This window comes from Pseudomonas sp. TH10 (assembly GCF_016651255.1).
In the GTDB taxonomy this organism is placed as follows: Bacteria; Pseudomonadota; Gammaproteobacteria; order Pseudomonadales; family Pseudomonadaceae; genus Aquipseudomonas.
Map to the genome: position 1 here is coordinate 28,018 of NZ_JAEKEG010000170.1, position 22,480 is coordinate 50,497.

Here is a 22,480-nt window from a genome sequence, read left to right on the forward strand (position 1 = left end):
AGTGGCTGTCATAGAATACAGTGCTGAAAATTTCTTTATGAATATAATGCGCTCAGCAGCAAAAACCGATCACTCGCACAATGAAATTATTCGGGCGATTGACCAGATACGCAAACTGGATGTGAATGATTTCATCATCCCTAAATTGAACGCAGCGCCCAGTAGTGTTGGAAAAATTCTCACGTATCTATCAACATTTAAAGAAAACAGTATGTTCGCGATGGACTCGCAAAAACATTCGATGTTGATCGGTGTCACGTTCGATATTTTTGGGGAGAACAATTTCTATTTCTATGATCCGAATATCGGCTTTTTTGTTTACCCCTCGATCGACCTGCTGGCAACGGCGATGCACGGCACCATTGGTACGGTGTCCCTGGCAGCACAATATTGCGCATGGAACCTGCCTAAGTCTCCAAAATACAAGCTGGCATTGATAAACACGGAAAATCTCAAAGGCAAAACCCTGGAAGTTCCGCCTGCCGAAGGCCCGGGCTTCCGCCCACGGACGGTAGGTGAGTTGTCCAGCAGTCTGGATTCGCTGGCCAATTGCCTGCCCCGCAGCCTGTCAAGGCATAAACGTGCGCCAGGGTGCACGCCAATCGAGAGCGATATCATCCTGATGCAGCAGACCCAGGAAGCGCTTTTTAACGAGACCGCAGTTGCTGAAGGTAGCTATCAGCGAGCTCTGGACTTCGCTATTCGCCTGCGAGACGACTACCACAATCTTTTTATGCAAGGGCTTGATCTGGAGCGTGAGTTCACTTTTTAGAACTGACGCGTCAGCAATTGATCGGGATGGATGAAGTGGCCATAGCCCTGACGGGCGCAGGCACTGCCATTGCTATCGCCAGCCCCGATCCTGTCGAACGCCAGATGGCGTATTTCAATTACCTGACGGCGTTGATAACGGTCGCGCACAGGATCGATCGTTTTGCCAAAGGCCATCGGGATTAGTGCGCCGAAAGCCGGGAAACCGCCAGTGGCTGACACTGCGAATGACTGCCCGGTTGCAGGTATGGGGTCAGAATCGGCGCCATGCCCTTGAGCACTTGCACCGGCAGCGCCGAAGTGAACTTGAACGCTTCAGCCGTGCGACCGGGTACGAACGCGGTCATGGTGCCGAAGTGGGTGTCGCCGATGAAAAACACGAACGTCGCCGTGCGGTTGATCGATTTTGAACTGAGTATCCGTCCGCCCGAACCGATGGCTTCGATGCGGTTGTCGCCGGTCCCGGTCTTGCCGCCCATGGCCAACGGCTTGCCGTCTGGCAGGGTGAAGCTGCCGGAAACCCGTTTGGCCGTGCCGGCATCCACCACCTGCGACAGGGCTTCGCGCATGGCCCTGGCAACTTCGATTGGCATAACCCGTTTGCCGACATGCGGGTCATTGGTCACGCGGGTTTCGTACGGTGTGCCGGCAGCAAAGTGCAGGCTGTCGATGCGCAGTGTCGGCATGCGCACGCCGTCGTTGAGGATGGTGCCGATCAGCTCGGCGAGCGCCGCCGGACGATCACCGGAGCTGCCGATCGCGGTCGCCAGCGATGGCACCAGGTGGTCGAACGGATAGCCGACTTTCTGCCAGCGTTGATGAATCTCAAGGAATGCTTCGATTTCGAGCATGGTGCGAATGCGGCTGTCACGGGCGCCTTTGTGCTTGCTCTTGAACAGCCAGCTATACACCTCCTGACGCTCGAACTGGCTGGCTTTGACGATCTGGCTGAAAGTCGCGTCAGGGTTGTGCAGCAAGTAGCCCATCAGCCACAGATCGAGCGGGTGAACCTTGGCGATGAAGCCCTGATCGGGCAGGTCGTAGCTGCCGGGGCCATAGGAGTCGTAGAGGCGGATCAGCCGATCATCGGTGAGTTTTTCAGTGAGCTTGGCGCCTTTGAGGTGCGCGCGCACGAAAGTGTTGAAGTCTTCCTGAGTGGCATCCGGCAACAGATAACGGTGCACGGCGGCCATGCGGATCGGGGTCGGGCGCATGCTGTCGAGGAAGGTTTCCAGGCGTGCCTGGGTGTCCTTGTTCTTGTATTTTTTCCAGAACTTCAGCAGGAACGAGGTGCCTTCGCGGTCGGCGAAACCGGCCAGGTATTCCTGGCGGCGTGGATCGCGATCGTCCTTGAGCAGTTCGGCGCTGCTGTTGGGGCCGGAATAGGTGACGTAGCGCACCACGTCGCGCATCAGGCGAATGAACGGCAGGTTGATCGACTCGCGCAAAGCATCGCGCAGGCTCGGCATGCGGCCGTTGTCTTCCTTGCGGAAGTTGTGGAACACGTGCAGCCCGCCGCCGGTGAAAAACGCTTCGCCGGGGCTGGCCGAGTATTTACGGTCGAGCGCAGCGCCGAGCATTTTTCGCAGATCGCGATCCTTGTTCTGCACCAGATAATCAATGACCCATTGGCTTAGGCGATCCTGATCCGGCACGTCGACTTTCTTCAGTTCCGGCACGCTCATGCCGGCGTATTTATCGTGCAGCTCGGAGATGATTTGCAGGTAGGTGGTCAGCACGCGCATTTTCGCCGTGGAGCCGAGTTCGAGTTTGCTGCCTTCATTGATGTCGAACGGCTGGTCGGTGCTGTCGGTCTGGATGCGCACGCGCGAGCCGTCCGGGGTCAGCTCGAACAGGGTGAAGCTGTAGCGCACTTGGGTGGTGCTGGTCGGGGTCAGCAGACGTTCGCCCATCAAACCGATCTGCGCTGCGAAGGCCGGGTCAGCGAGTTTTTTCAGGTACTCGGTGGCCTGCATTTGCAGGTCGCCTTGCAGGGTGCTGGTGGCGGACAGGTCGAGGCGGTCGAGGTCATACAGCGGGCGGTTGAGCATCGTTGCCAAGCGGCTACGGGCGACGCTGATGCCTTTATTGGTTTCGATTGGCTGAATGGTCGGTTGGGTTTGCCAGTCGCGATAAGTGACCTTGCTGGCCAGCGCGGCGGCCGACAGCGGCGCGTCGATCACGCCATTCTGCGCCAGTAAGCGAATGTGGCTGTCGGTGAGGCTGGCCAGTTCTTCGCGACCCTTGGTCAGGTAATGCGAAGGGCGGCGCTGGGCGATCATCAGCGAGAGCATTTCGCGCAGCGCGAGGCCTTTCTCCGCCAGGCTTTGCGGATCCGTTTGAGTGCTAGCCAGGCGTTGGTTGGCCTGGTTGAAATCGGCTCCGTACCAGACGCGCAACCCCTCGGCCATGCCGTGCACTTCACCATGACCGGGTACGGCGGACAGGGGCACGCTGTTGAGGTAGTCACGCACTACATTTTGCCGGGCGACCAGGGTGTCCGGGCCGTCCTGGTACGCGCGCACGCTGGCGGAAATCATCTGGCGGATCTTCTCGGCGCCGGAAACCGTCAGGCCGTCAGGCGAGTGGCGGTACTTTTCCAGTTGTGTCGCCAGCGTGCTGCCGCCCGCCGACTGGCCGGGCAGATGCAGCAACTTCGCCACTTGCGACCAGGCCGCCATGCCGAAGCGTGGCCAGTCCACCGCCGGGTTGGCATGGGGCTGGCGCGGGTCGAGCAGGAAGCGGTTTTCGATGAACAGCAGGCTGCTGACCACCACTGGCGGAATCGCATCGAAGCTTGCGTACAACTGTTGCGGGTATTTGTATTGATACAAGGGGGCCGCCCGGCAGTCGGTGATTGACAGCCCGGCCTGGATTTTTTCCGCGTAGGGGACAAAAAAGCCTTTGTCGCTGTAGTCCATCAATGCTTGGGAGAAACGGGTTTGCGACTTCACCACGTAATCACGCTTGATCAGGCGTGGTAGAAATTCCCCGAGGGAGCTGTAGCCCAGGCGCAGGTCAAAAGGTCCCGCGCCGGGATAGCGAATGGCATCGCTGGGACCGGGTTGCAGGTCGTAATTGAGCGTCGCAGCGTACTTGCTGACCTCCCTGGACTGGAATTTCGAGGTGCGCATTTCCTTGGCGGCCGCCAAGCCGACGACGATGAGGATAATCAACAGCAACAGGAAAAAAGCCTTCCACCCATGTTTCGAACCACGGGGTTTTTCAGGTGACGGCGCTTCATCCACAGCTTCAGTCTGGACCACGGTTTTACTCGAATCGGTTTGCCACAAAGCGCCCATAGTCGACTGATCCATTCACGCAGATTGATCGGACTTGTCTGAAGCTTAGACGGTGGTTGGCGCTGGTGAAAAAATTGTGAACTTGTTGTGCGCAGGAGCCTGTAGGAGCCCCTAGGAGCTGACGAGTGAAACGAGGCTGCGATCTTTTTATCTTGTGTTTAAAAAAACGGATCAAAAGATCGCAGCCTCGTTTCACTCGTCAGCGCCTACAAGTTGGAATTCAAGTGATCGCGAGTATCTGCCCTGCAGCCTTGAGATAGAGCCGTTCACGCGTAAATTAGGCCTAAGTAGGGACATGACGACGCACCAATAGCGTGCAATACTCCGCGCCGTTTTAGCTGCGAAAATTCCTACGAAACGCAGGTAATGCCTCTCCGTAAACCGGGCTTTTGCCGAGAGTTGTCGCTGAATGTTGTGGTTTATAGAGTGAAAAACCCTGTCGTAAGCTTTTTATACTGCACGCCCCGCTGATCTTGCAGGTTTTGTCCTACAAGACGCGTTCGCCCACGAGGCCGGCGCGGTTTCACGGCAGCCAAGGCTTATCCGCCATCGCTGCGACACTCGGTGGTCATATCCAATAACAAGACGAGGTTGCACCCCCATGCCAGTCGGCAATCACCTGCCTCACGGCGACACCGCTCAGGGCGGTCCGCTTAAACGCGAACTCGGCGAACGGCATATTCGCCTGATGGCGCTCGGTGCCTGTATCGGCGTCGGTCTGTTCTTAGGTTCGGCCAAAGCCATTGAAATGGCCGGCCCGGCGATCATGATTTCCTACATTCTGGGTGGCCTGGCGATCCTGGTGATCATGCGCGCCCTCGGCGAAATGGCCGTGCACAACCCGGTGGCCGGTTCGTTCGGCCGCTACGCGCAAGACTACCTTGGCCCATTGGCGGGTTTTCTCACTGGCTGGAACTACTGGTTCCTGTGGCTGGTGACCTGCGTCGCGGAAATCACCGCGGTGGCCGTGTACATGGGCATCTGGTTCCCCGATGTACCGCGCTGGATCTGGGCCCTCGCGGCGCTGGTCAGTATGGGCTCGATCAACCTGATCGCGGTGAAAGCCTTTGGTGAGTTCGAGTTCTGGTTTGCGCTGATCAAGATCGTCACCATCATCGCCATGGTCATTGGCGGCGTCGGCATCATCGCTTTTGGTTTCGGCAACGATGGCGTCGCGCTGGGCATTTCCAACCTGTGGGCCCACGGCGGCTTTATGCCCAACGGTGTGACCGGTGTGCTGATGTCGCTGCAAATGGTCATGTTCGCCTACCTCGGTGTCGAGATGATCGGCCTGACCGCCGGCGAAGCGAAGAACCCGCAGAAAACCATTCCCAATGCGATCGGCTCGGTGTTCTGGCGGATTCTGCTGTTCTACGTCGGCGCACTGTTCGTGATTCTGTCGATTTACCCATGGAACGAAATCGGTACCCAGGGCAGCCCGTTCGTGATGACCTTCGAGCGTCTGGGCATCAAGACTGCAGCCGGTATCATTAACTTCGTGGTGATTACCGCTGCGCTGTCGTCCTGCAACGGCGGCATTTTCAGCACCGGACGCATGCTTTACAGCCTGGCGCAGAATGGCCAGGCCCCGGCCGGTTTCGCCACGACCTCGAGCAACGGCGTACCGCGTCGCGCACTGCTGCTGTCGATCGGCGCCTTGCTGCTGGGCGTGCTGCTCAACTACCTGGTGCCTGAGAAAGTCTTCGTCTGGGTGACGGCAATTGCCACCTTTGGCGCGATCTGGACGTGGGTGATGATCCTGTTGGCCCAGCTCAAATTCCGCAAAGGCCTGAGCGCCAGCGAACGTGCCGGCCTGAAATACAAGATGTGGCTGTTCCCGGTCAGCTCGTACCTGGCGCTGGCGTTCCTGGTGCTGGTGGTTTGCCTCATGGCCTACTTCCCCGACACCCGCGTGGCGCTGTATGTCGGCCCGGCCTTCCTGGTGCTGCTGACGGTGTTATTCTACGTGTTCAAACTCCAGCCGACCGGATGTATCGCAGGGTGCGGCGCGTTCGGCTCCCTTGATTGTGCGTATGTGAAATGCCAAAGCCCCGGTCTGTCGATCGGGGCTTTTTCGTTGCAGGATTTCACCGTCGGTCTGAAAAACACCCCCGCCTGTGATTTCTGACAGTCGCCAGGCTCAAACCCTTATGTGCCGAGGATGACGGTAGTCAGCAACGGAGGGGGCGCCATGAGACGCTTGTGGAAAGGAATGTCCAGCTACACGGTGATCGGGATTGCAAATACGCTGATCCATTGGCAGATTTTTTCCTGCTCAGCGTGGCGGCTGACTTTAGCCAGGCCGTCAGTAACCTCATGGCGTTCTGCGTGGCCGCCTCGTTCTCTTTCTACATGAACGCGCAATTCACCTTCGACGGCAAAACGTCGGTCGCCAACTATGCTTTATTCCTGGTGACCATGGGCGCCTTGAGTCTGGGGGTGGGCCATGTTGCCGACGTCTGGCGACTGCATGGCCTGCTCACGGTCGGGCTGTTTTCCGCATTGAGCCTGGTGCTGGGTTTCCTCTTCTCCAAATACGTTGTCTTCCGCGAGCATCAGGTATGAAAATCTCGCTCATCGTGCCGGTGTTCAATGAAGAGCAGGCCATCAATCTGTTTTACCAGGCCGTTCGCAACGAGCTGAAACTGGATCAGGCCGAAGTCGAAATTGTTTTCATCAACGACGGCAGCACGGACCGTACAGCCGAACAGGCAGCCGCGCTCGCGCAGGTCGACGAGCAGGTCGTGCTGATCAATTTTTCGCGTAATTTTGGCAAGGAACCCGCGCTGTTCGCCGGCCTTGAACATGCTACCGGCGATGCGGTGATTCCCATGGACGTCGACTTGCAGGACCCGATCAGCGTAATCCCGTTGTTGATCGAGCAGTGGTTGAAGGGGGCGGACGTGGTGCTTGCCAAGCGCCGTGATCGCAGCGCCGACAGCTACATGAAGCGCCACAGTGCATCACTTTTCTACCACCTGCTCAATCGCATTTCCTACACCCGCATCGAAGAAAATGTCGGTGATTTCCGGCTGATGGACCGCAAGGTCGTCGACGTGATTCGCGCGCTGCCGGAACATCAGCTGTTCATGAAAGGCGTGCTGTCCTGGGCCGGTTTCAACACCGTGGTGGTGGAGTACGAGCGTGCCTCGCGGGTGGCCGGCAACAGCAAATTCAACGGCTGGAAACTGTGGAACCTGGCGTTGGAGGGCGTGACCTCGTTCAGCACGGTGCCTTTGCGCCTGTGGACCTACATCGGTGGTGCCATTTCAGTCTTTGCCGTGCTGTATGCGGTGTACATGGTGCTGGACAAGATTTTCTTCGGTAACAGCGTCCCTGGGTACCCCTCGCTGATGACCGCCATTCTGTTTCTCGGCGGTGTTCAACTGATCGGCATCGGCATTCTCGGCGAGTACGTCGGCCGCATCTACATCGAGGCCAAGCATCGACCGCGTTACGTGATAAAGGACATCGTCGGCGCCAGGCAGGGGCGCGATCTTTAACATGGGCCGACTGGGTGACGCTCTGACCCGTGAGCTGGGGCGGCGCCAGGCCTGGCGGCTGTTTGTGCTGGCGACGCTGGTGTATGTGTTGCCGCTGATCCTTGCCGACTACCGCTATATCGATGACAACTGGCGCGCGTTGTCGGGCGGCATGGAATGGGCAGGTCAGGGACGGTTGTTCGCCGAGCTGATGTACAAGGCCCTGACCTTGAGCCCTGGCGCGCCGAACATTTTTCCGTTGCCGCTGTTGATCGCCACGCTGGCCATGGCATCGGCCCTGACCAGCCTGACGTTTCACTACTGGCGCGAGCCCAGGGTCTCCAACTGCCTGGTGGTGTTGCCGCTGTGGTACAACCCGTTTTTCCTGCAGAACCTGTCTTATCAATACGACGGCCCCGCCATGGCATTGAGCGTGGTGGCAGTCATCTACGCAATCAGTTTTCACCACACCTCGCGCATCCTGCAGTGGCTGGTGCCTGCCGGTCTTGTCGCGTTGGGTTTGGGCTTGTATCAGATCAGTTTTAATGTGTTCCTGGGATTGTGCTGCCTTGAAGTGCTGAAGGGCGCCCATGACCAGCTGGAATGGCGCAAGTGGCGAGATCTGATCGGCTGCAGAATCGCCCAGGCGGCCCTTGGCGCATTGATCTACGGCGTGACCGCCTACCCGTTTACCGAGTCAAATCGCACCCTGTTATTGAACCTGGACGCCGATCCATGGCTGCAGGTGCTGATCAATATCGGCCGCGTGCTGGAAAAGGTGCAGTTGCTGTTCCATGGCGGCTTTACCTGGGTGCTGGCCGGGCTGATGTTGTGTGCAATAGCGGGCGCCGCAGGGCTGGGGCGCGAGATTTCCAGGCGTCCGGACAGCGCAGCCAAACGCTTGTGCATCGGCCTGGTATGCCTGCTGACCCTGCCGCTGGTGACCTTGCTTGTGTCGGGCATGGCGTTGTTCTTTCGCGACTTCAACGAAGGCGCCAGAACCTTGATGGGCTTCGCCGTGCTGCTGGTGCTGCTGTTCTACCTCGGCCACCTGGCATTGTCGCGGCTTCACCCGCGCCTGCCGCTGCTGCTGGCCTTACCGCTGCTGGCGACGCTGTCGCTGTCCTACGCCTACGGCCGGGTGCTGACCGTGCAGAAGGCCTTCGCCACCCAGGCCCTGGGCAGTCTTGCGCAAGACATCAGCGCCCATCGAGAGCTGCGCGAAGCCAAGCGTATCTATCTGTCGGTGACCTATTCCGATCACTGGCTGACGGGCGCAGCCGGTACGTTCAGGCAGATGCCGGTGCTGCATTATCTGCTCAACATCGACTTCTACATGCTGGCCGAGAACCTGCCCAGCGTCGGCATCACCAACGTGGTCGCCGAGAAGGAACGGCGCAATGCCACGCGCGTAGGGTACCTGGCCTATCCAGCGCTGGTGGACAGGCCGTACTACCGGATATACCTGATCGGCGACTACGGGTTTATCGTCGTCAAGGAACCACCGCCGATCAAGACTTTGCGCTGGTGAACCCACTGATGCCAGCCTCGCGGGGGCGTCAGTCGACTCGGCTGCTCTGGCGAATGGGTAACTCGACCCGGAATGTGGTGCCCACGCCGACTTCACTGCGAACCGTGATTTCTCCGCGATGCTTCTTGATGATGCCGTAGGACAAGGACAATCCCAGGCCTGTGCCCTGGCCAACGGGTTTTGTAGTGAAAAACGGGTCGAAGATTTTCTGCAGGTTCTGCGGTGCGATGCCGGAGCCGGTGTCTTGCACTTCGATCCATACCGACTGTGCAGCATGCCCGGTGCGCAGGGTCAGGGTGCCGCGTTCCGGGCCAATCGCCTGGGAGGCATTGACGATCAGGTTCATGAACACCTGATTGATTTGTGAGGGCAGGCACTCGATGTCGGGTAGCACCTGATACTCCTTGAGCACATCGGCCTTGTACTTGAGTTCGTTGGCGACGATGTTCAGGGTCGACTCGATGCCCTGCTGCAAGTTGATCCACTGCCATTCCTGATTGGCGTCCACCCGGGAAAAATCCTTGAGGTCCCTGACTATCCGGCCGACCCGGTTGATGCCGTCCTTGGACTCCTTGATCAGCAGCGGAATGTCCTCGCGCAGGAAGTCCAGTTCAATCCGTTCGCGCAGCTGCTGCAGGCGTTCGGCCCACTCACCGGCCTGGATCAAGGTCGCAGCCTGCCCATAGGCATCGAGCATTTCCTGCAGTTGCTGGAAGTAGCCATCGAGCGTGCCGAGGTTGGATGAGATGAAGCCGATGGGATTGTTGATCTCATGGGCAACGCCAGCGGCGAGCTGCCCCAGCGACGCCAGTTTTTCCGATTGCACCAGTTGTGATTCAAGCTGTTTGCGCTCGTCGACTTCCCGCTGCACCAGATGCTCAAGATGATTCATCTGCAAGCTGGCCCGTTCTGTCATGTCCCATTTGGCCAACAGGGTATTGGCCATTTGCTGCACTTCCACATTGTCGAACGGCTTTTTCAGAATCAGTACCCGGTCATGGGCCTGCAGGCGGTCGAGCAGTTCATCCCAGGAATAATCGGAGTAGGCGGTACACACCACCACTTGCAAGCGCGGGTCTGCCTGCCACAGGTGTTCGATGGTCTGGGCGCCGTCCCAGCCTTCGGGCATGCGCATATCGACGAAGGCCAGGGCATAGGGTCGCTGTTGGTCCAGCGCCCACTTCAGTTTACCCAGACCTTCCTGCCCTCCGTAGGCCGAATCCAGCTCAACCGTCACGCGGGTCGGTGCGGTCTCGCTGCCGAACAGGGTCGCTTCCATCGCATCCATCTCCTGCGTCTGCACCGGGGGAGGCATGAGGATCTTGCGAAAATCCGCATGAATGGACGGAGTGTCGTCGATCAGCAGGATGCGCCGATTGAAACCCTCGCTCATGCTGGCTCCGGTACGAGGTGCAGCGGGATCCGCAAGGTGAACAGGGCGCCTTTGCCCGGGCCGTCGCTGTGGGCGGTGAGGTGGCCGTTCATCTCGATGGCGGCGAGGGCGCAGCTATGCAGACCGAAGCCGTGACCTTCCTTGCGGGTGGTAAAACCGTGGGCAAAGATCCGCGTGATGTTTTCCTCGGCAATGCCTTCGCCGTCGTCCTTGACGCTGACTTGCAGGGTTGTGTCATCGATGATTTTCACCGCCAGGGTCATTTGCCGCGCACGATTATTCAAATCCGACATCGCGTATTTGGCGTTGCTGATCAGGTTGATCAGGATCAGCAGCAGCCGGTGCTTGTCACCCATGACTTGCGGCAATGCGCTGTAATCCTTGACCACCGTCACCTGATGTCGGGTCAGGGCGCCCGCGTTCATGCGCAGGGCGTCTTCGAGCAATTCGCTGATGTACAACGGCTCCATGAGGCTGTTGGCGCCCGCATAGGATTGCTGGGTGGCGACGATGTCCTTGATGTGATCGACGCTCTTGCTCAACTGCGCCAGTTCCTCGCTCATGCCCTGCTGCTCCAGGGCTATCGCTTCCACCAGTTGATTGAGGTAACCGGGAAGCAGTTTGCCTTTCGGGTCCTGGGTCAGGAAGGTGCCCACATCGCCTGGATGATCGTTAATCAGCTGCATCGCCTTGGCCAGGCCCTGGGCCTTGCTGGCGCGCAGTTTACGTGTCACCAGATCGGCTGAAATGTTGACGCTGTTGAGTACGTTGCCGACATTGTGCAGCACGTTGGTCGCTATCTCGGCCATCCCGGCCTGGCGTGCAGTGTCGAGCAGTTCACTCTGGGTATCGCGCAGTTCACGGGTGCGTTCTTCTACCCGCAATTCGAGGTCGTCATTGGCGGCTTCCAGGGCTTGGTTGACTCGCTGGATCACCCTGAAACTGCGCATCAGGTGAATGGTCAGGTACACCAGGCACAGCACCAGCAACACTGAAAATATCAGCATGGAAAAGTGGTAGCGCTGGTCGACGGCTTCGGTCCTGTGCTGGTCAGTGTTGAGCAGGTCGGTAATGTCGTCCAGGCGTTCGGCCACGGGGATGGCCTCGATGTTTTCCAGCAGCCGGTTGACCAGTGGTTGTTCGCGCAGGATCAATGAGATGTGGCTGCTGACAATGTCGATCGGGCTGTGGAACTGTTCGGGCAGGCGCTCTTTGTTGACCTTCAGCTTGTTCAAACCGAGCAGAATGTCGGCAGCCTTGCCATCGGATGTGACCTGGGCGAACTCCAGGCTGCTGAGCAGCAAGTCATAGGTGTCAGTGGCGATGTTCTGCAACTGCAATTTGTCGCCGTCCACCAGTTCGGCCAGTTGCGCCTGGATGTCATCCTCGGCGGTGGGCAGAAATGCCAGTGAATTACGCAACACGGCGTTGTGCGACTTGAATTGTTCGACCAGGCGGGTTTTTTCCTTGAGGGCGGCGAGGAAGGCATCATGACTGGTGCGCCAGGCGGCCGAGGCATTGCGGTCGTGGCTTGACTCCATCGAATCAAATCGTTGCCAGAGCCGGGTCATCTCGGTGAGTGGCGAGACCAGTGGGTCGTAATTGTGGCTGATGGCGATCCTGGCCTTGAGGATTTCGGTTTCCCACTGCGCATTCAGCTGTTTGATGCGACCGATCAAGTCCCGGGATTCGGCGTAGGTCGTGGTCTGGTCCGCGCTGGATTTGAGGTACAGGAACAGCAGCGTCGAGGCCAGCATCAGGGCGACGATGCCCAACAGCGTCATGTTGCGTCGGTAGGACAGTGTCATAAGGGTTTACCCTCCCATTCACCGGTCAGGGTCTTGAGAAACTTGATGATCAGGGTCTTATCTTCGGCCGAAGGAATACGGCCGAGCTGGAACTTGAACATCACGTCCACCGCCTCTTCGAGCGTCGCGGCCGAGCCGTCGTGAAAATACGGCGCGGTGACTGCGACGTTGCGCAGGCTGGGCACCTTGAACACGTGGCGATCCTCTTCGTCCCCGGTTACCAGGTAACGCCCCAGGTCGGACTCCGTAGGGTGGCCCCGCTCCTGGAAGTAATCGCCCAGGACGCCGAACTTCTGGTACATGTTGCCGCCGATGTTCACCCCCTGGTGGCAGGCAATGCAGCCGTATTCCTTGAAACGCTGATAGCCGTACTTTTCCTCGCGACTGAGTATCTGGGTGTCGCCCAGCAGGTACTGGTCGAACCGCGAGTTGGCGCTGATCAGCGTGCGCTCGTAGCTGGCTAGGGCGTTCTGCACGTTGTCCCTGGTCACCCCGTCGGGGTAGGCGTTGGCAAATGAAGTGCGGTAGGCCGTATCGGCGGACAGGGTCTGTACCACGTGTTGCCAGTTGCTGCCCATCTCACTGGGGCTCTGTACGACTTCGCCGATCTGGGCTTCCAGGGAGTCTGCGCGACCGTTCCAGAACTGCCGGAAATTCAGGCTGGCGTTGAGTACGCTGGGGGTGTTGACCGCAACCGGAAGACCGGTAAAGCCAATCGAAAAGGCCTTGTTGTCGGCGCCGCCCCCGGCCAGTTGGTGACAGCTGGCACAGGACAGTGAATCATTGACCGACAAACGGGTTTCGTTGAACAACTGGCGACCCAGCGCTACGCGTTGCGCATCCTGTTGGGGCACCGCAGGCAGGGGTTTGAGGGGTTCGTCCAGCGGCGCGGCTTCGACGCCCAGGCATACCCCGAGCACGGGTACCAGCAGCCGGTAGTTAAAGCGGAACCACATCTGATGTTTCCTTAGCGCTTGGCCTGGGTGTCGTTGGGTCGGGTTCACGAGAGGGTCGACAAGGAGGGCCTGAGCGACTCCACATAGCGAACGAATACCTCGGGCTCCACCGCTTTGCTGAAGTAGTGGCCCTGGCCTTCCTCACAGTGCCGGGCCTTGAGGAAGTCCAGTTGCTCAGCGGTTTCCACCCCCTCGGCAATGATGGTCAGCTTGAGGCTGCGCCCCAGGCTGATGATGGCACTGACCAGTGCTGCGTCGTTGCTGTCGCTGCCCAAGCCGCGAATGAATGACTGGTCGATTTTCAGGACGTCGATGGGAAAGCGCCGCAAGTAACTCAGGCTGGAGTAACCGGTGCCGAAGTCGTCGATGGCCAGGCGCACCCCCAGTGCCTTGATCCGTTGCAGGGAGGTAACGGTGGACTCGATGTTTTGCATCAACACGCTTTCGGTGATCTCCAGCTCCAGAAGGGCCGGCTCCATGCCGGTTTGCGCGAGGATCTGCTCGATGCCATCGACAAAATCCGCCTGACGGAAATCGATGGCTGACATATTCACTGCCATGCAGATCGGCGGCAGCCCGGCTGCCCGCCACGCGCAGCTCTGTCGACAGGCTTCGGCCAGGACCCATTTGCTCAGCGGCACGATCAGGCCGCTGTCTTCGGCCACTGCGATGAATGCCGATGGAAAGACCATGCCGTGGCCGGGCTTGTGCCAGCGGATCAACGCCTCGGCGCCGACCACCTGGCCACTGCGAAGGTCCAGCTTGGGTTGGTAGTGCAGGACAAATTCGTTGCGAGCCAGCGCCAGGCGGATGCCGGTCTCCATGCTTTGCTGGTCCCAGGCGCGCTGGTTCATTTCTTCGATGAAAAAGCGGTAGCTGTCCGGGCCGGTCTCCTTGACGTTGCGCATCGCGGTTTCCGCTTTTTTGATCAGCGAAATCGCATCAAAACCGTCGTCCGGATAGACGCTGATACCCAGGCTGGCGGTGACGCTCAATTCGTGGCCGGCAATGTGCTGGGGCGCCCGGATCGCGTTCAGGAGTTTCTCGGCGATGCCCTTGGTCTGCTGGGGATGACGAATGTCGGCGAGGATCACCACGAACTCGTCCGAGCCGTAGCGGAACACCGAGTCGGACGCACGCACCGCCGCCACCACGTTGCGCCCGACCCGTTTGAGCATCTGGTCGCCGGCGGGATGGCCGAGCGCGTTGTTGATGCGCTTGAAGCGATCGAGGCCGAAAAACATCACCGCCAGTTGTTTGTCATGACGCCGGGACAGGGCCAGTGACTGGTTCAAGCGGTCCCCCAGCAACGTGCTGTTGGGCAATTCGGTGAGCACGTCGTATTGCAGCAGGTGCGAGACCTTGAGCAGCTCGTGCACCCGTGCCTCGATGGTCTGTTCCAGGCTCAAGACTTTTAATGCCGCGTCCTGGGCCATCTGCCATTTCCAGGTCATGGCGCTGGCCATCTGGCGGATTTCCAGGCTGTCGAAAGGCTTTTTCAGCACCAGCAATTGATCGCCGAATTCCAGCCGCTCGGCGATGTCTTCCCAGCTGTAGTCGGAGTAGGCCGTACACAGGGCGATCTGCAGCTGCGGGTCGGCCTTCCACAGGTGTTCGATGGTTTCCAGGCCATCCCAGCCCGGTGGCATGCGCATGTCGATGAACGCCATCGCATAAGGTCGCCCCTCCACCAGGGCCTGCTGGACTCGCGCCAGGGCTTCCTGCCCCTGATAGGCTGAGTCGAGCTGGAATGTCAGGCGCTCCACCGGCTGCGTGCCGAACAGGGCTTCCTCGGCGTCGGCCAGGGCCCGTTCGTCGTCGATGGCGGGAGCGAGGATCTTGCGGAAATCCGCATGAATCGACGGTGCATCGTCGATGATCAGAATGCGCCGGTTGGTCCGCGCCAGCAGGGTCGTCATTGACGCGAGCCGAAGCTGGCAACGGTTTCGTGGAGTGTACTCATAGGAGGGGTATCCTTTCCCTGATCACCTGGCCGAACGTACAGATATAGGATCCGAGTCACCTGAGCATAGACCTCTGGCCACTGCTTCGCGCTGGCAAAATGAAATCATTTGCCGGAAGGCGCTCAATTTCATCTAGCCTGTAGGCCAGACTCCGCTTTCAGGCGCTGTCCACCCCGCCCGGACCCGGCAATGCAGCAGTACTACCCGAGGTGACGTCATGGAAGAGCAACCCCCCACGACTTCGAGTCATAAACCCAAAGTGCTGCTGGTTGATGATGAGGAATCGATTCTCAATAGCCTGCGCCGCCTGCTGCGCGGCCAACCTTACGACGTGCTGCTGGCAACGGGTGGTGCCCAGGCGCTGGAGATCATGGCGCAGCAGCCCATCGACCTGGTGATGAGCGATGCCCGCATGCCCAATATGGATGGCGCCACGTTCCTGGCGCATGTCCACCAGCTTTATCCCCATACCACGCGAATCATGCTTACCGGCTACGCCGATCCCGCGGCCATCATCAAGGCGATCAACGAAGGGCAGATTCATCGTTACATCAGCAAGCCCTGGCACGATGAGGAGCTGCTGCTCACCCTGCGCCAATCACTCGCCTACCAGCACTCGGAGCGCGAACGCCTGCGCCTGGTGCAGGAAACCGATCAGCAGAACGAGCAGCTGAAGCGACTCAATGCCACGCTGGAAAAGCATGTGGCCGCGCGCACTGCCGAATTGCAGCAGACGGCCGATATGCTCGACCTGGCCTACGAAGAGCTCAAGCGCAGCTACGTCACGGGTACCGAGGTGTTTTCACTGCTGGCCAATTTGCGCTTGCCGCCGGCCAAGCAGACCAATCGCCAGATCATCGAGCTGGTGCGGGTGTACTGCAACCGCCATGGGGTGGATGAAGCCACCGGTCGCGACCTGACCATGGCAGCAGCGCTCTACAACATTGGCAAGCTGAGCTGGACGGACAGCATGATGACCGCCCCGGCGGACTTGCTGCATCACAACGACCGCGAGCGTTATCGCGGTTATCCGAAACAAAGCGAGACGTTGCTGATGACCCTCGACCCGATGAAGGATGCGGCCCGCCTGATCCTTCACCATCAGGAAGCGTTGGGACGGCACCGGCTTTCCCGACCGGCTCAAGGGCGAGGCCATTCCCTTTGGTTCGCGGCTGCTGAAACTTGCGGTGGATTTCATCGAGTTGCAACGCGGGCTGATTCTGGAGCGGCAGATGAACAGCGATGAAGCTCTGCTCTATATCCGCAACTATGCGGGTCGGCTCTACGACCCGGGGATGGTAGAAGATTTCATCCAGGTCTGCGCCGCCTGCCAGAGCGATGTCTCGCTGGCCGACCCTGCGGTCAAGGTGCTGACTACTCGCGACGTGGCGGCGGGCATGATCCTGGCGCGCAACCTCAATGCCGATAATGGCATGCTGCTGCTCAACGCCGGCAAGGTGTTGAACGGGGCACTGGTGGAGAAACTCATCGCCTTTGAAGCCATGGAGGGGCGAAGTACAGCATCTTTGTAAAGGTCCCGCAGGACCCGTCGGCTAACGTTGCGCACGTGCAGGAGAGGGCATAGGCGTTGTACTGATCCATTGGGAACGGACAGGCGGACCTGTATCCTTGGGTTTTTTATCCAGGGCAGGATTTGCTTCATGGCTGTTACTTCAACCACCCGCGTTATCCGCATTGCCGCAGCGCTGCTGATCGGCCCGGACGGGCGCACGCTGCTGGTACGTAAACGCGGTACTACCGCCTTCATGCAGCCCGGTGGCAAGATCGAAGCCCAGGAGCAGCCGGTGCACGCGCTGGCGCGGGAACTGGAGGAAGAGTTGGGGCTGTTGATCGATCCTGCGCACGCCGCCTACCTTGGCCAGTTCAGCGCCCCGGCCGCCAATGAGCCGGGTTTTGTCGTGCAGGCCGAGCTGTTTCAGCTGGCAATTGCGGCTGACGTGTCGCCGGCGGCGGAGATCGAGGAGGTGATCTGGATCGACCCGGCCACCGAGGGCGATGTCTTGCTGGCGCCATTGACACGGGACCTGATCCTGCCGTTTTATCGAGCTTCGCTCATCGCGACTGCCTGATCTTTTACGGACGAAGGATTGCCCATGATTCCACTCCACGACTTGCTGATATTCGCCGCCGCGGCGTTGCTGATGGTGCTGACGCCGGGGCCGAACATGATCTACCTGATCTCGCGTTCGATCTGTCAGGGGCGCAAGGCCGGGGTGACCTCGTTGCTTGGCGTGGTCGCGGGTTTTTTTGTGCACATGTTCGCGGCGGCAGCGGGTTTGACCGCGGTATTCATCGCCGTCCCGATGGCGTATGAAGTGTTGAAGTGGGCCGGCGCGCTGTACCTGTTGTGGCTGGCCTGGCAAGCGGTGAAACCCGGTGCGCGCTCGCCGTTTGAAGCGCAGCAGCTGCCGCCGGATTCTTCGCGCAAACTGGTGACCATGGGCTTTCTAACCAGCGCTTTGAACCCGAAGATCGCGGTGTTTTATCTCTCGGTGTTTCCGCAGTTCATCACGCCGGAACACGGCTCGGTGTTCACCCAAAGCATCATTCTCGGGCTGACGCAGATCAGCGTCAGTTTCACCGTCAATCTGTTGATCGCATTGTTCGCCGCGGGGATCGCTTCGTGGTTCGTGCGTAATCCGACGTGGTTGGCGATGCAGCGTTACTTCATGGGGGGTGTGCTGGCGGCGCTGGCGGTGCGCTTGATGCTGGAGCAGCGTAAGGCAACCTGAAAAGCCCGGGGACGGCTCAGGCTGTGAAGCTTTCCACGTAATCGATGACAGCCGAACCGTGTAGGTGCGAGCTCGCTCGCGAAAAACCTGAGTGCGCCGAGGGGTGTCAGGTTTCCCGCGTCATCATTGGCGTCCATCGCGCCTAGCTCGCTCCTACCTCACGGCACTGACACCATCGAGTGTCGAGAACGAGGTGTCCTTCGCCGTCAGCAGGAAATCGCGCATGTACGGCGCATCCAGCATGTCCGCGCGAATGCCGGCATACAGCGTGGCGAACAGACCTTTTTCCCCTAGCCGCTTGCCCTTCACGTACCCGCGCGAGCTGTATTCGTGCAGCGCCCAGTGCGGCATGCCACACACGCCACGACCGCTGGCGACCAGTTGCATCATCATTACCGTCAGCTCGGATGTACGCACCTGCGCCGGTTCGATATCTGCCGGTTCGAGAAAACGCGTGAAGATGTCCAGCCGGTCGCGTTCCACCGGGTAGGTGATCAAGGTCTCGCTGATCAGGTCTTCGGGCACGATGTACGCCTTGCTCGCCAGACGATGCTGGTTGGCCACCGCAAGCATTGCCTCGTAAGTGAACAGCGGCACATAGGTGATGCCCGCCAGCTCCTGCGGGTCCGAAGTCACCACGAGGTCCAGATCTCCGCGCGCCAGGGCTGGCAGCGGGGCGAAGGAGAAGCCCGAGGCCAGATCGAGTTCAACCTCAGGCCAGGCATCGCGGAACTGGTCGATGGTCGGCATCAACCACTGAAAGCAACTGTGGCATTCGATAGCCATGTGCAAGCGTCCTGCCGTGCCGCCGGCCAGCCGGGCAATGTCGCGCTCGGCGCCACGCAGCAGCGGCAGTGTCGCATCAGCCAGTTGCAGCAGGCGCAAGCCCGCGCTGGTGAAGCGCACAGGCTTGGTTTTGCGCACGAACAGCGGCATGCCCATGCGTTCTTCCAGCTCTTTGAACTGGTGGGACAGCGCCGACTGGGTCAGGTGCAGGCGGTCGGCCGCATCGACCAGGCTGTCAGCTTCGCGCAAGGCGTGCAGGGTTTTCAGATGGCGGATTTCAAGCACCGGGGAGCTCCATGAGGAAAACTTGTGATCAACACGAAAAGGTTGAGTTTGTCTCATGTTGTCCTGTCTGTCGACAATAGCGCCATGTTTCACGTCCCCTTTTGATTGAGAGCATTCCCCATGGCGTTGGCCCACACACTTGGTTTTCCCCGCATCGGCGCAGACCGCGAACTGAAAAAAGCCCTTGAATCGTATTGGAAGGGCGACCTCGACCAGGATGCGCTGCACAGCGTTGGCCGGCAGTTGCGTGCCACCCATTGGCAGCTGCAGAAAGACGCCGGCATCGATTTGCTTCCGGTAGGCGACTTCGCCTGGTATGACCAGGTGCTGACCCATTCCCTGACCTTCGGCGTGATCCCACAGCGTTTTGCCGGCGCCCAGGACGAGAACGGCCTGCCGACCCTCGATACCCTGTTCGCCATGGCCCGTGGCGCCACCGCCAGCTGTTGCGGCAATGAGCATGGCCAGGCGCAGTACGCCCAGGAACTGACCAAGTGGTTTGACACCAACTACCACTACCTGGTCCCGGAGTTCAGCGCCGATCAGCAGTTCAAACTCAGCTGGGAGCAACTGTTCGACGAGGTCGACGAAGCCTTGGCGCTCGGCCACACCGTCAAGCCGGTGATCATCGGCCCGCTCACCTACCTGTGGCTGGGCAAGGCCAAGGGCGACGACTTCGACCGGCTCGATCTGCTCGAACGGCTGTTGCCGGTCTACAACGAAATCCTCAGTCGCCTTGCCGAGCAAGGCGTGGAATGGGTACAGATCGACGAACCGATCCTGACCCTGGACCTGCCCCAGGCGTGGAAAAGCGCATTCGAACGCGCCTACCACATCCTTCAGTACTCACCGCTGAAAAAACTCCTGGCGACCTACTTCAGTGGTCTGCAAGACAACCTCGGCCTGGCGGTCGGCCTGCCGGTGCAAGGCCTGCACATCGACGCCGTGCGTGCGCCGGATCAACTCGGCCAGGTGCTTGATCGCCTGCCGACCTACAAGATCCTGTCCGTGGGCCTGGTGAACGGGCGCAATGTGTGGCGCTGCGAACTGGAATCGGTGCTGGCGCAATTGCAACCGGCCCAGGAACGCTTTGGCGACAACCTGTGGGTCAGCAGTTCCTGCTCGCTGCTGCACAGCCCCGTGGATCTGGACCGCGAAGACAAACTCGATCCGGAACTGAAAAGCTGGTTGGCGTTTGCCGTGCAAAAGTGTGGCGAGATCGCCGTGCTGCGTGACGCGCTTAACGATCCACAAGCGCCCAAGGTGCGAGCGGCGCTGGCTGAAAGCAATGCCATTGAGGCCAGTCGTGCCGAGTCGCCGCGTATTCACAAAACTGCCGTGCAGGCCCGTGTTGCGGCGGTAAGTGCCGCTGACAGCCGGCGCCAATCACCGTTTGCCCAGCGTGTTGAACAACAGCGTGCTCGCCTGCAGTTGCCAGCATTTCCCACGACCACCATTGGCTCTTTCCCGCAAACCGCGTCGATTCGTCTGGCGCGCCAATCGTTCAAGCAAGGCAAGCTGAGCGCCGCTGAATACACCGAGGCGATGCACAGCGAGATCCGCCACGCGGTGGAAATCCAGGAGCGCCTGGGCCTCGACGTGCTGGTGCACGGTGAAGCCGAACGCAACGATATGGTCGAGTACTTCGCCGAGCAACTCGACGGCTACGTGTTCACCCGTTTCGGTTGGGTGCAAAGCTACGGTTCGCGTTGTGTGAAACCGGCAGTGATTTTCGGCGACCTGAGCCGACCGAAAGCCATGACCGTCGAGTGGATCCGCTACGCCCAGGGCCTGACCGACAAGGTCATGAAAGGCATGCTGACCGGTCCGGTGACGATGCTGATGTGGTCGTTCCCGCGTGAAGATGTCAGCCGTGAAGTGCAGGCTCGACAACTGGCGCTGGCAATCCGTGACGAAGTGGTCGACCTGGAAGCCGCCGGCATCAAGATCGTACAGATCGATGAAGCGGCGTTCCGTGAAGGTCTGCCGTTGCGTCAGGCGCAGTGGCAGCATTATCTGGACTGGGCGACCGAAGTGTTCCGTCTGTGCGCCAGCGGTGTGCGTGACGAAACGCAGATCCATACACACATGTGCTACAGCGAGTTCAACGATGTGATCGAGTCCATCGCAGCGATGGATGCCGACGTGATCACCATCGAAACGTCGCGTTCGGACATGGAGTTGCTCGACGCTTTCGAAGCCTTCGCTTACCCGAACGAAATCGGCCCGGGCGTCTACGACATCCACTCGCCGCGCATTCCGGATGCATCGGAAATGGCCAACTTGCTGCGCAAGGCCTCCAAACGCATTCCAGCCGAGCGCCTGTGGGTCAACCCGGACTGCGGCCTGAAAACCCGCGGCTGGCCGGAAACCGAAGCAGCGTTGGTACACATGGTGAACGCTGCACGACAGTTGCGCACTCGATTGGCATAGCCTGGCGGCGCATGCTCCGGGCGGCGATCCGACCATCAACGATCGCATGGTTTCGAATATGACCGCTCGGCACTCTTCATCAAACTGTCATGGAACTGTGGCAGCGCGCTTGAACAAACTTCATCAGACTCGCGCTCTACTGGGGTTCTGCGTTTCGGTGTTTTTCATGCACAAGGTGTTTTTATCAGTCGCGGCCATGTTGGCCGCGCTTTTGTTCGGTGCGCCGTCGATGGCGGCAGCGCGTTGCGATGTCAACGTGCCGACCGAGCACGTCGATCTGCAACAAGTCAGCATCGCTTATCAGAGTATTGGTCGCGCGTCGGATCCGGCGTTGCTGCTGGTGATGGGCCTGGGCGGGCAATTGATTCACTGGCCGGATGAGGTGGTAGTCGCGCTGTGTCAGCAGGGCTTTCGGGTGATTCGTTATGACAACCGCGATGTCGGTCTGTCGACTTGGCGCCAGGCCCCGCTTGAGGCCAATCTGACCTTTGAAGTGCTGCGCTACAAACTTGGGCTGCCGGTGGCGGCGCCGTACAGCCTGACTGACATGGCCGACGACGCGCTGGGCCTGATGTCGGCGCTGCACGTCGAGCAGTTTCATGTCCTCGGCGCGAGCATGGGCGGGATGATCGCCCAGCACATGGCGGCGATGGCGCCGCAGCGGGTCGAGAGCCTGACGCTGATCATGACCACCTCCGGCGCTGAAGGCCTGCCGGCACCGAGTGCCGCGCTGGTGCAACTGCTATCCCGTCGCGGCGCGCCGAATCGCGAAGTTGCGCTGGAGCAGCAGGCTGATCTGTTGGCGGCGCTGGGTAGCCCGACGGTGACGGATGACCGCCAGGCATTGCTGCATCAAGCGGCATTGTCGTATGACCGCGCGTTCAATCCGGAAGGCGTGAAGCGGCAGATCATGGCGATCCTCGCTGAACCGAGCCGCGTGGCGTTGCTTAACCAGTTGCGCGTGCCGACGCTGGTGGTGCACGGCACGGCTGATCCGTTGCTGCCGGTCATGCACG

At 59.7% G+C, this 22,480-nt stretch carries 14 protein-coding genes and 3 pseudogenes; 10 read left to right on the forward strand and 7 right to left on the reverse strand.

Features of this window, described 5'->3' with window-relative positions; translation table 11 throughout:
* The first annotated feature begins 1 nt into the window (after position 1).
* Positions 2-772: a hypothetical protein gene (locus tag JFT80_RS22425; RefSeq protein ID WP_201149501.1), complete on the forward strand. Its 771-nt coding sequence runs from the start codon at positions 2-4 to the stop codon at positions 770-772.
* On the opposite strand, the gene JFT80_RS22430 is transcribed toward JFT80_RS22425, so the two are convergent.
* Together JFT80_RS22430 and JFT80_RS22435 are read right to left on the reverse strand one after the other, a co-directional pair.
* Positions 769-948, reverse strand: coding sequence for a hypothetical protein (locus tag JFT80_RS22430; protein WP_201149503.1), 180 nt, complete (start codon positions 946-948; stop codon positions 769-771). The genes JFT80_RS22425 and JFT80_RS22430 overlap by 4 nt on opposite strands.
* A gap of 5 nt (positions 949-953) precedes the next feature.
* Positions 954-4,073 (reverse strand): transglycosylase domain-containing protein, encoded by a 3,120-nt coding sequence (locus tag JFT80_RS22435; RefSeq protein WP_201149504.1) that lies wholly within the window; start codon positions 4,071-4,073, stop codon positions 954-956.
* Positions 4,074-4,674: 601 nt separating this feature from the next.
* Between JFT80_RS22435 and JFT80_RS22440 the strand changes: the two are divergent.
* The 4 genes and pseudogenes from JFT80_RS22440 to JFT80_RS22455 all read left to right on the forward strand — a co-directional run bounded on the left by JFT80_RS22440 (position 4,675) and on the right by JFT80_RS22455 (position 9,086).
* A pseudogene (locus JFT80_RS22440) lies at positions 4,675-6,112 on the forward strand (amino acid permease).
* Positions 6,113-6,264: 152 nt separating this feature from the next.
* Positions 6,265-6,638, forward strand: a pseudogene (locus JFT80_RS22445) (GtrA family protein).
* Positions 6,635-7,576, forward strand: coding sequence for a glycosyltransferase family 2 protein (locus JFT80_RS22450; protein ID WP_122840048.1), 942 nt, complete (start codon positions 6,635-6,637; stop codon positions 7,574-7,576). The pseudogene JFT80_RS22445 and the gene JFT80_RS22450 overlap by 4 nt, the downstream one beginning before the upstream one ends.
* A gap of 1 nt (position 7,577) precedes the next feature.
* Positions 7,578-9,086, forward strand: a complete 1,509-nt coding sequence (locus tag JFT80_RS22455) for a glucosyltransferase domain-containing protein (RefSeq protein ID WP_201149506.1) — start codon at positions 7,578-7,580, stop codon at positions 9,084-9,086.
* Positions 9,087-9,114: 28 nt separating this feature from the next.
* Here JFT80_RS22455 and JFT80_RS22460 read toward each other — a convergent pair whose 3' ends face one another.
* From JFT80_RS22460 to JFT80_RS22475, 4 genes are read right to left on the reverse strand one after another with little or no spacing between them, the layout of a single operon-like run.
* Positions 9,115-10,479: an ATP-binding protein gene (locus JFT80_RS22460; RefSeq protein ID WP_201149508.1), complete on the reverse strand. Its 1,365-nt coding sequence runs from the start codon at positions 10,477-10,479 to the stop codon at positions 9,115-9,117.
* Positions 10,476-12,287 (reverse strand): DAHL domain-containing protein, encoded by a 1,812-nt coding sequence (locus JFT80_RS22465; protein ID WP_201149510.1) that lies wholly within the window; start codon positions 12,285-12,287, stop codon positions 10,476-10,478. The genes JFT80_RS22460 and JFT80_RS22465 overlap by 4 nt, the downstream gene beginning before the upstream one ends.
* Positions 12,284-13,243 (reverse strand): cytochrome-c peroxidase, encoded by a 960-nt coding sequence (locus JFT80_RS22470; RefSeq protein WP_201149512.1) that lies wholly within the window; start codon positions 13,241-13,243, stop codon positions 12,284-12,286. Before JFT80_RS22470 ends, JFT80_RS22465 begins: the two co-directional genes overlap by 4 nt.
* Before the next feature lie 44 nt (positions 13,244-13,287).
* Entirely contained in the window at positions 13,288-15,162 is a 1,875-nt protein-coding gene (locus JFT80_RS22475) for a bifunctional diguanylate cyclase/phosphodiesterase (protein WP_122840053.1), read from the reverse strand.
* 262 nt (positions 15,163-15,424) lie between these two features.
* Between JFT80_RS22475 and JFT80_RS22480 the strand changes: the two are divergent.
* From JFT80_RS22480 to JFT80_RS22490, 3 genes and pseudogenes are all read left to right on the forward strand, one after another.
* Positions 15,425-16,792 (forward strand): annotated as a pseudogene (locus JFT80_RS22480) (HD domain-containing phosphohydrolase).
* A 76-nt stretch (positions 16,793-16,868) separates the two neighbouring features.
* The gene (locus JFT80_RS22485; RefSeq protein ID WP_201149513.1) at positions 16,869-17,297 is read left to right on the forward strand and encodes an NUDIX domain-containing protein; all 429 of its coding nucleotides are present in this window, start codon (positions 16,869-16,871) and stop codon (positions 17,295-17,297) included.
* 24 nt (positions 17,298-17,321) lie between these two features.
* Positions 17,322-17,960 carry a LysE family translocator gene (locus tag JFT80_RS22490; protein ID WP_201149515.1) on the forward strand — a complete coding sequence of 213 codons (639 nt, stop codon included), beginning with the start codon at positions 17,322-17,324 and terminating at the stop codon, positions 17,958-17,960.
* 153 nt (positions 17,961-18,113) lie between these two features.
* Here the strand turns inward: JFT80_RS22490 and metR are convergent, their stop codons facing one another.
* The gene (gene metR / locus JFT80_RS22495; RefSeq protein ID WP_201149517.1) at positions 18,114-19,031 is read right to left on the reverse strand and encodes a transcriptional regulator MetR; all 918 of its coding nucleotides are present in this window, start codon (positions 19,029-19,031) and stop codon (positions 18,114-18,116) included.
* Between the two features lie 120 nt (positions 19,032-19,151).
* Between metR and metE the strand changes: the two genes are divergently transcribed.
* Both metE and JFT80_RS22505 read left to right on the forward strand, forming a co-directional pair.
* The gene (metE, locus tag JFT80_RS22500) at positions 19,152-21,464 is read left to right on the forward strand and encodes a 5-methyltetrahydropteroyltriglutamate--homocysteine S-methyltransferase (RefSeq protein WP_201149519.1); all 2,313 of its coding nucleotides are present in this window, start codon (positions 19,152-19,154) and stop codon (positions 21,462-21,464) included.
* A 166-nt stretch (positions 21,465-21,630) separates the two neighbouring features.
* The coding region (locus tag JFT80_RS22505) for an alpha/beta fold hydrolase (RefSeq protein WP_201149521.1) at positions 21,631-22,480 on the forward strand (850 nt) is incomplete at its 3' end.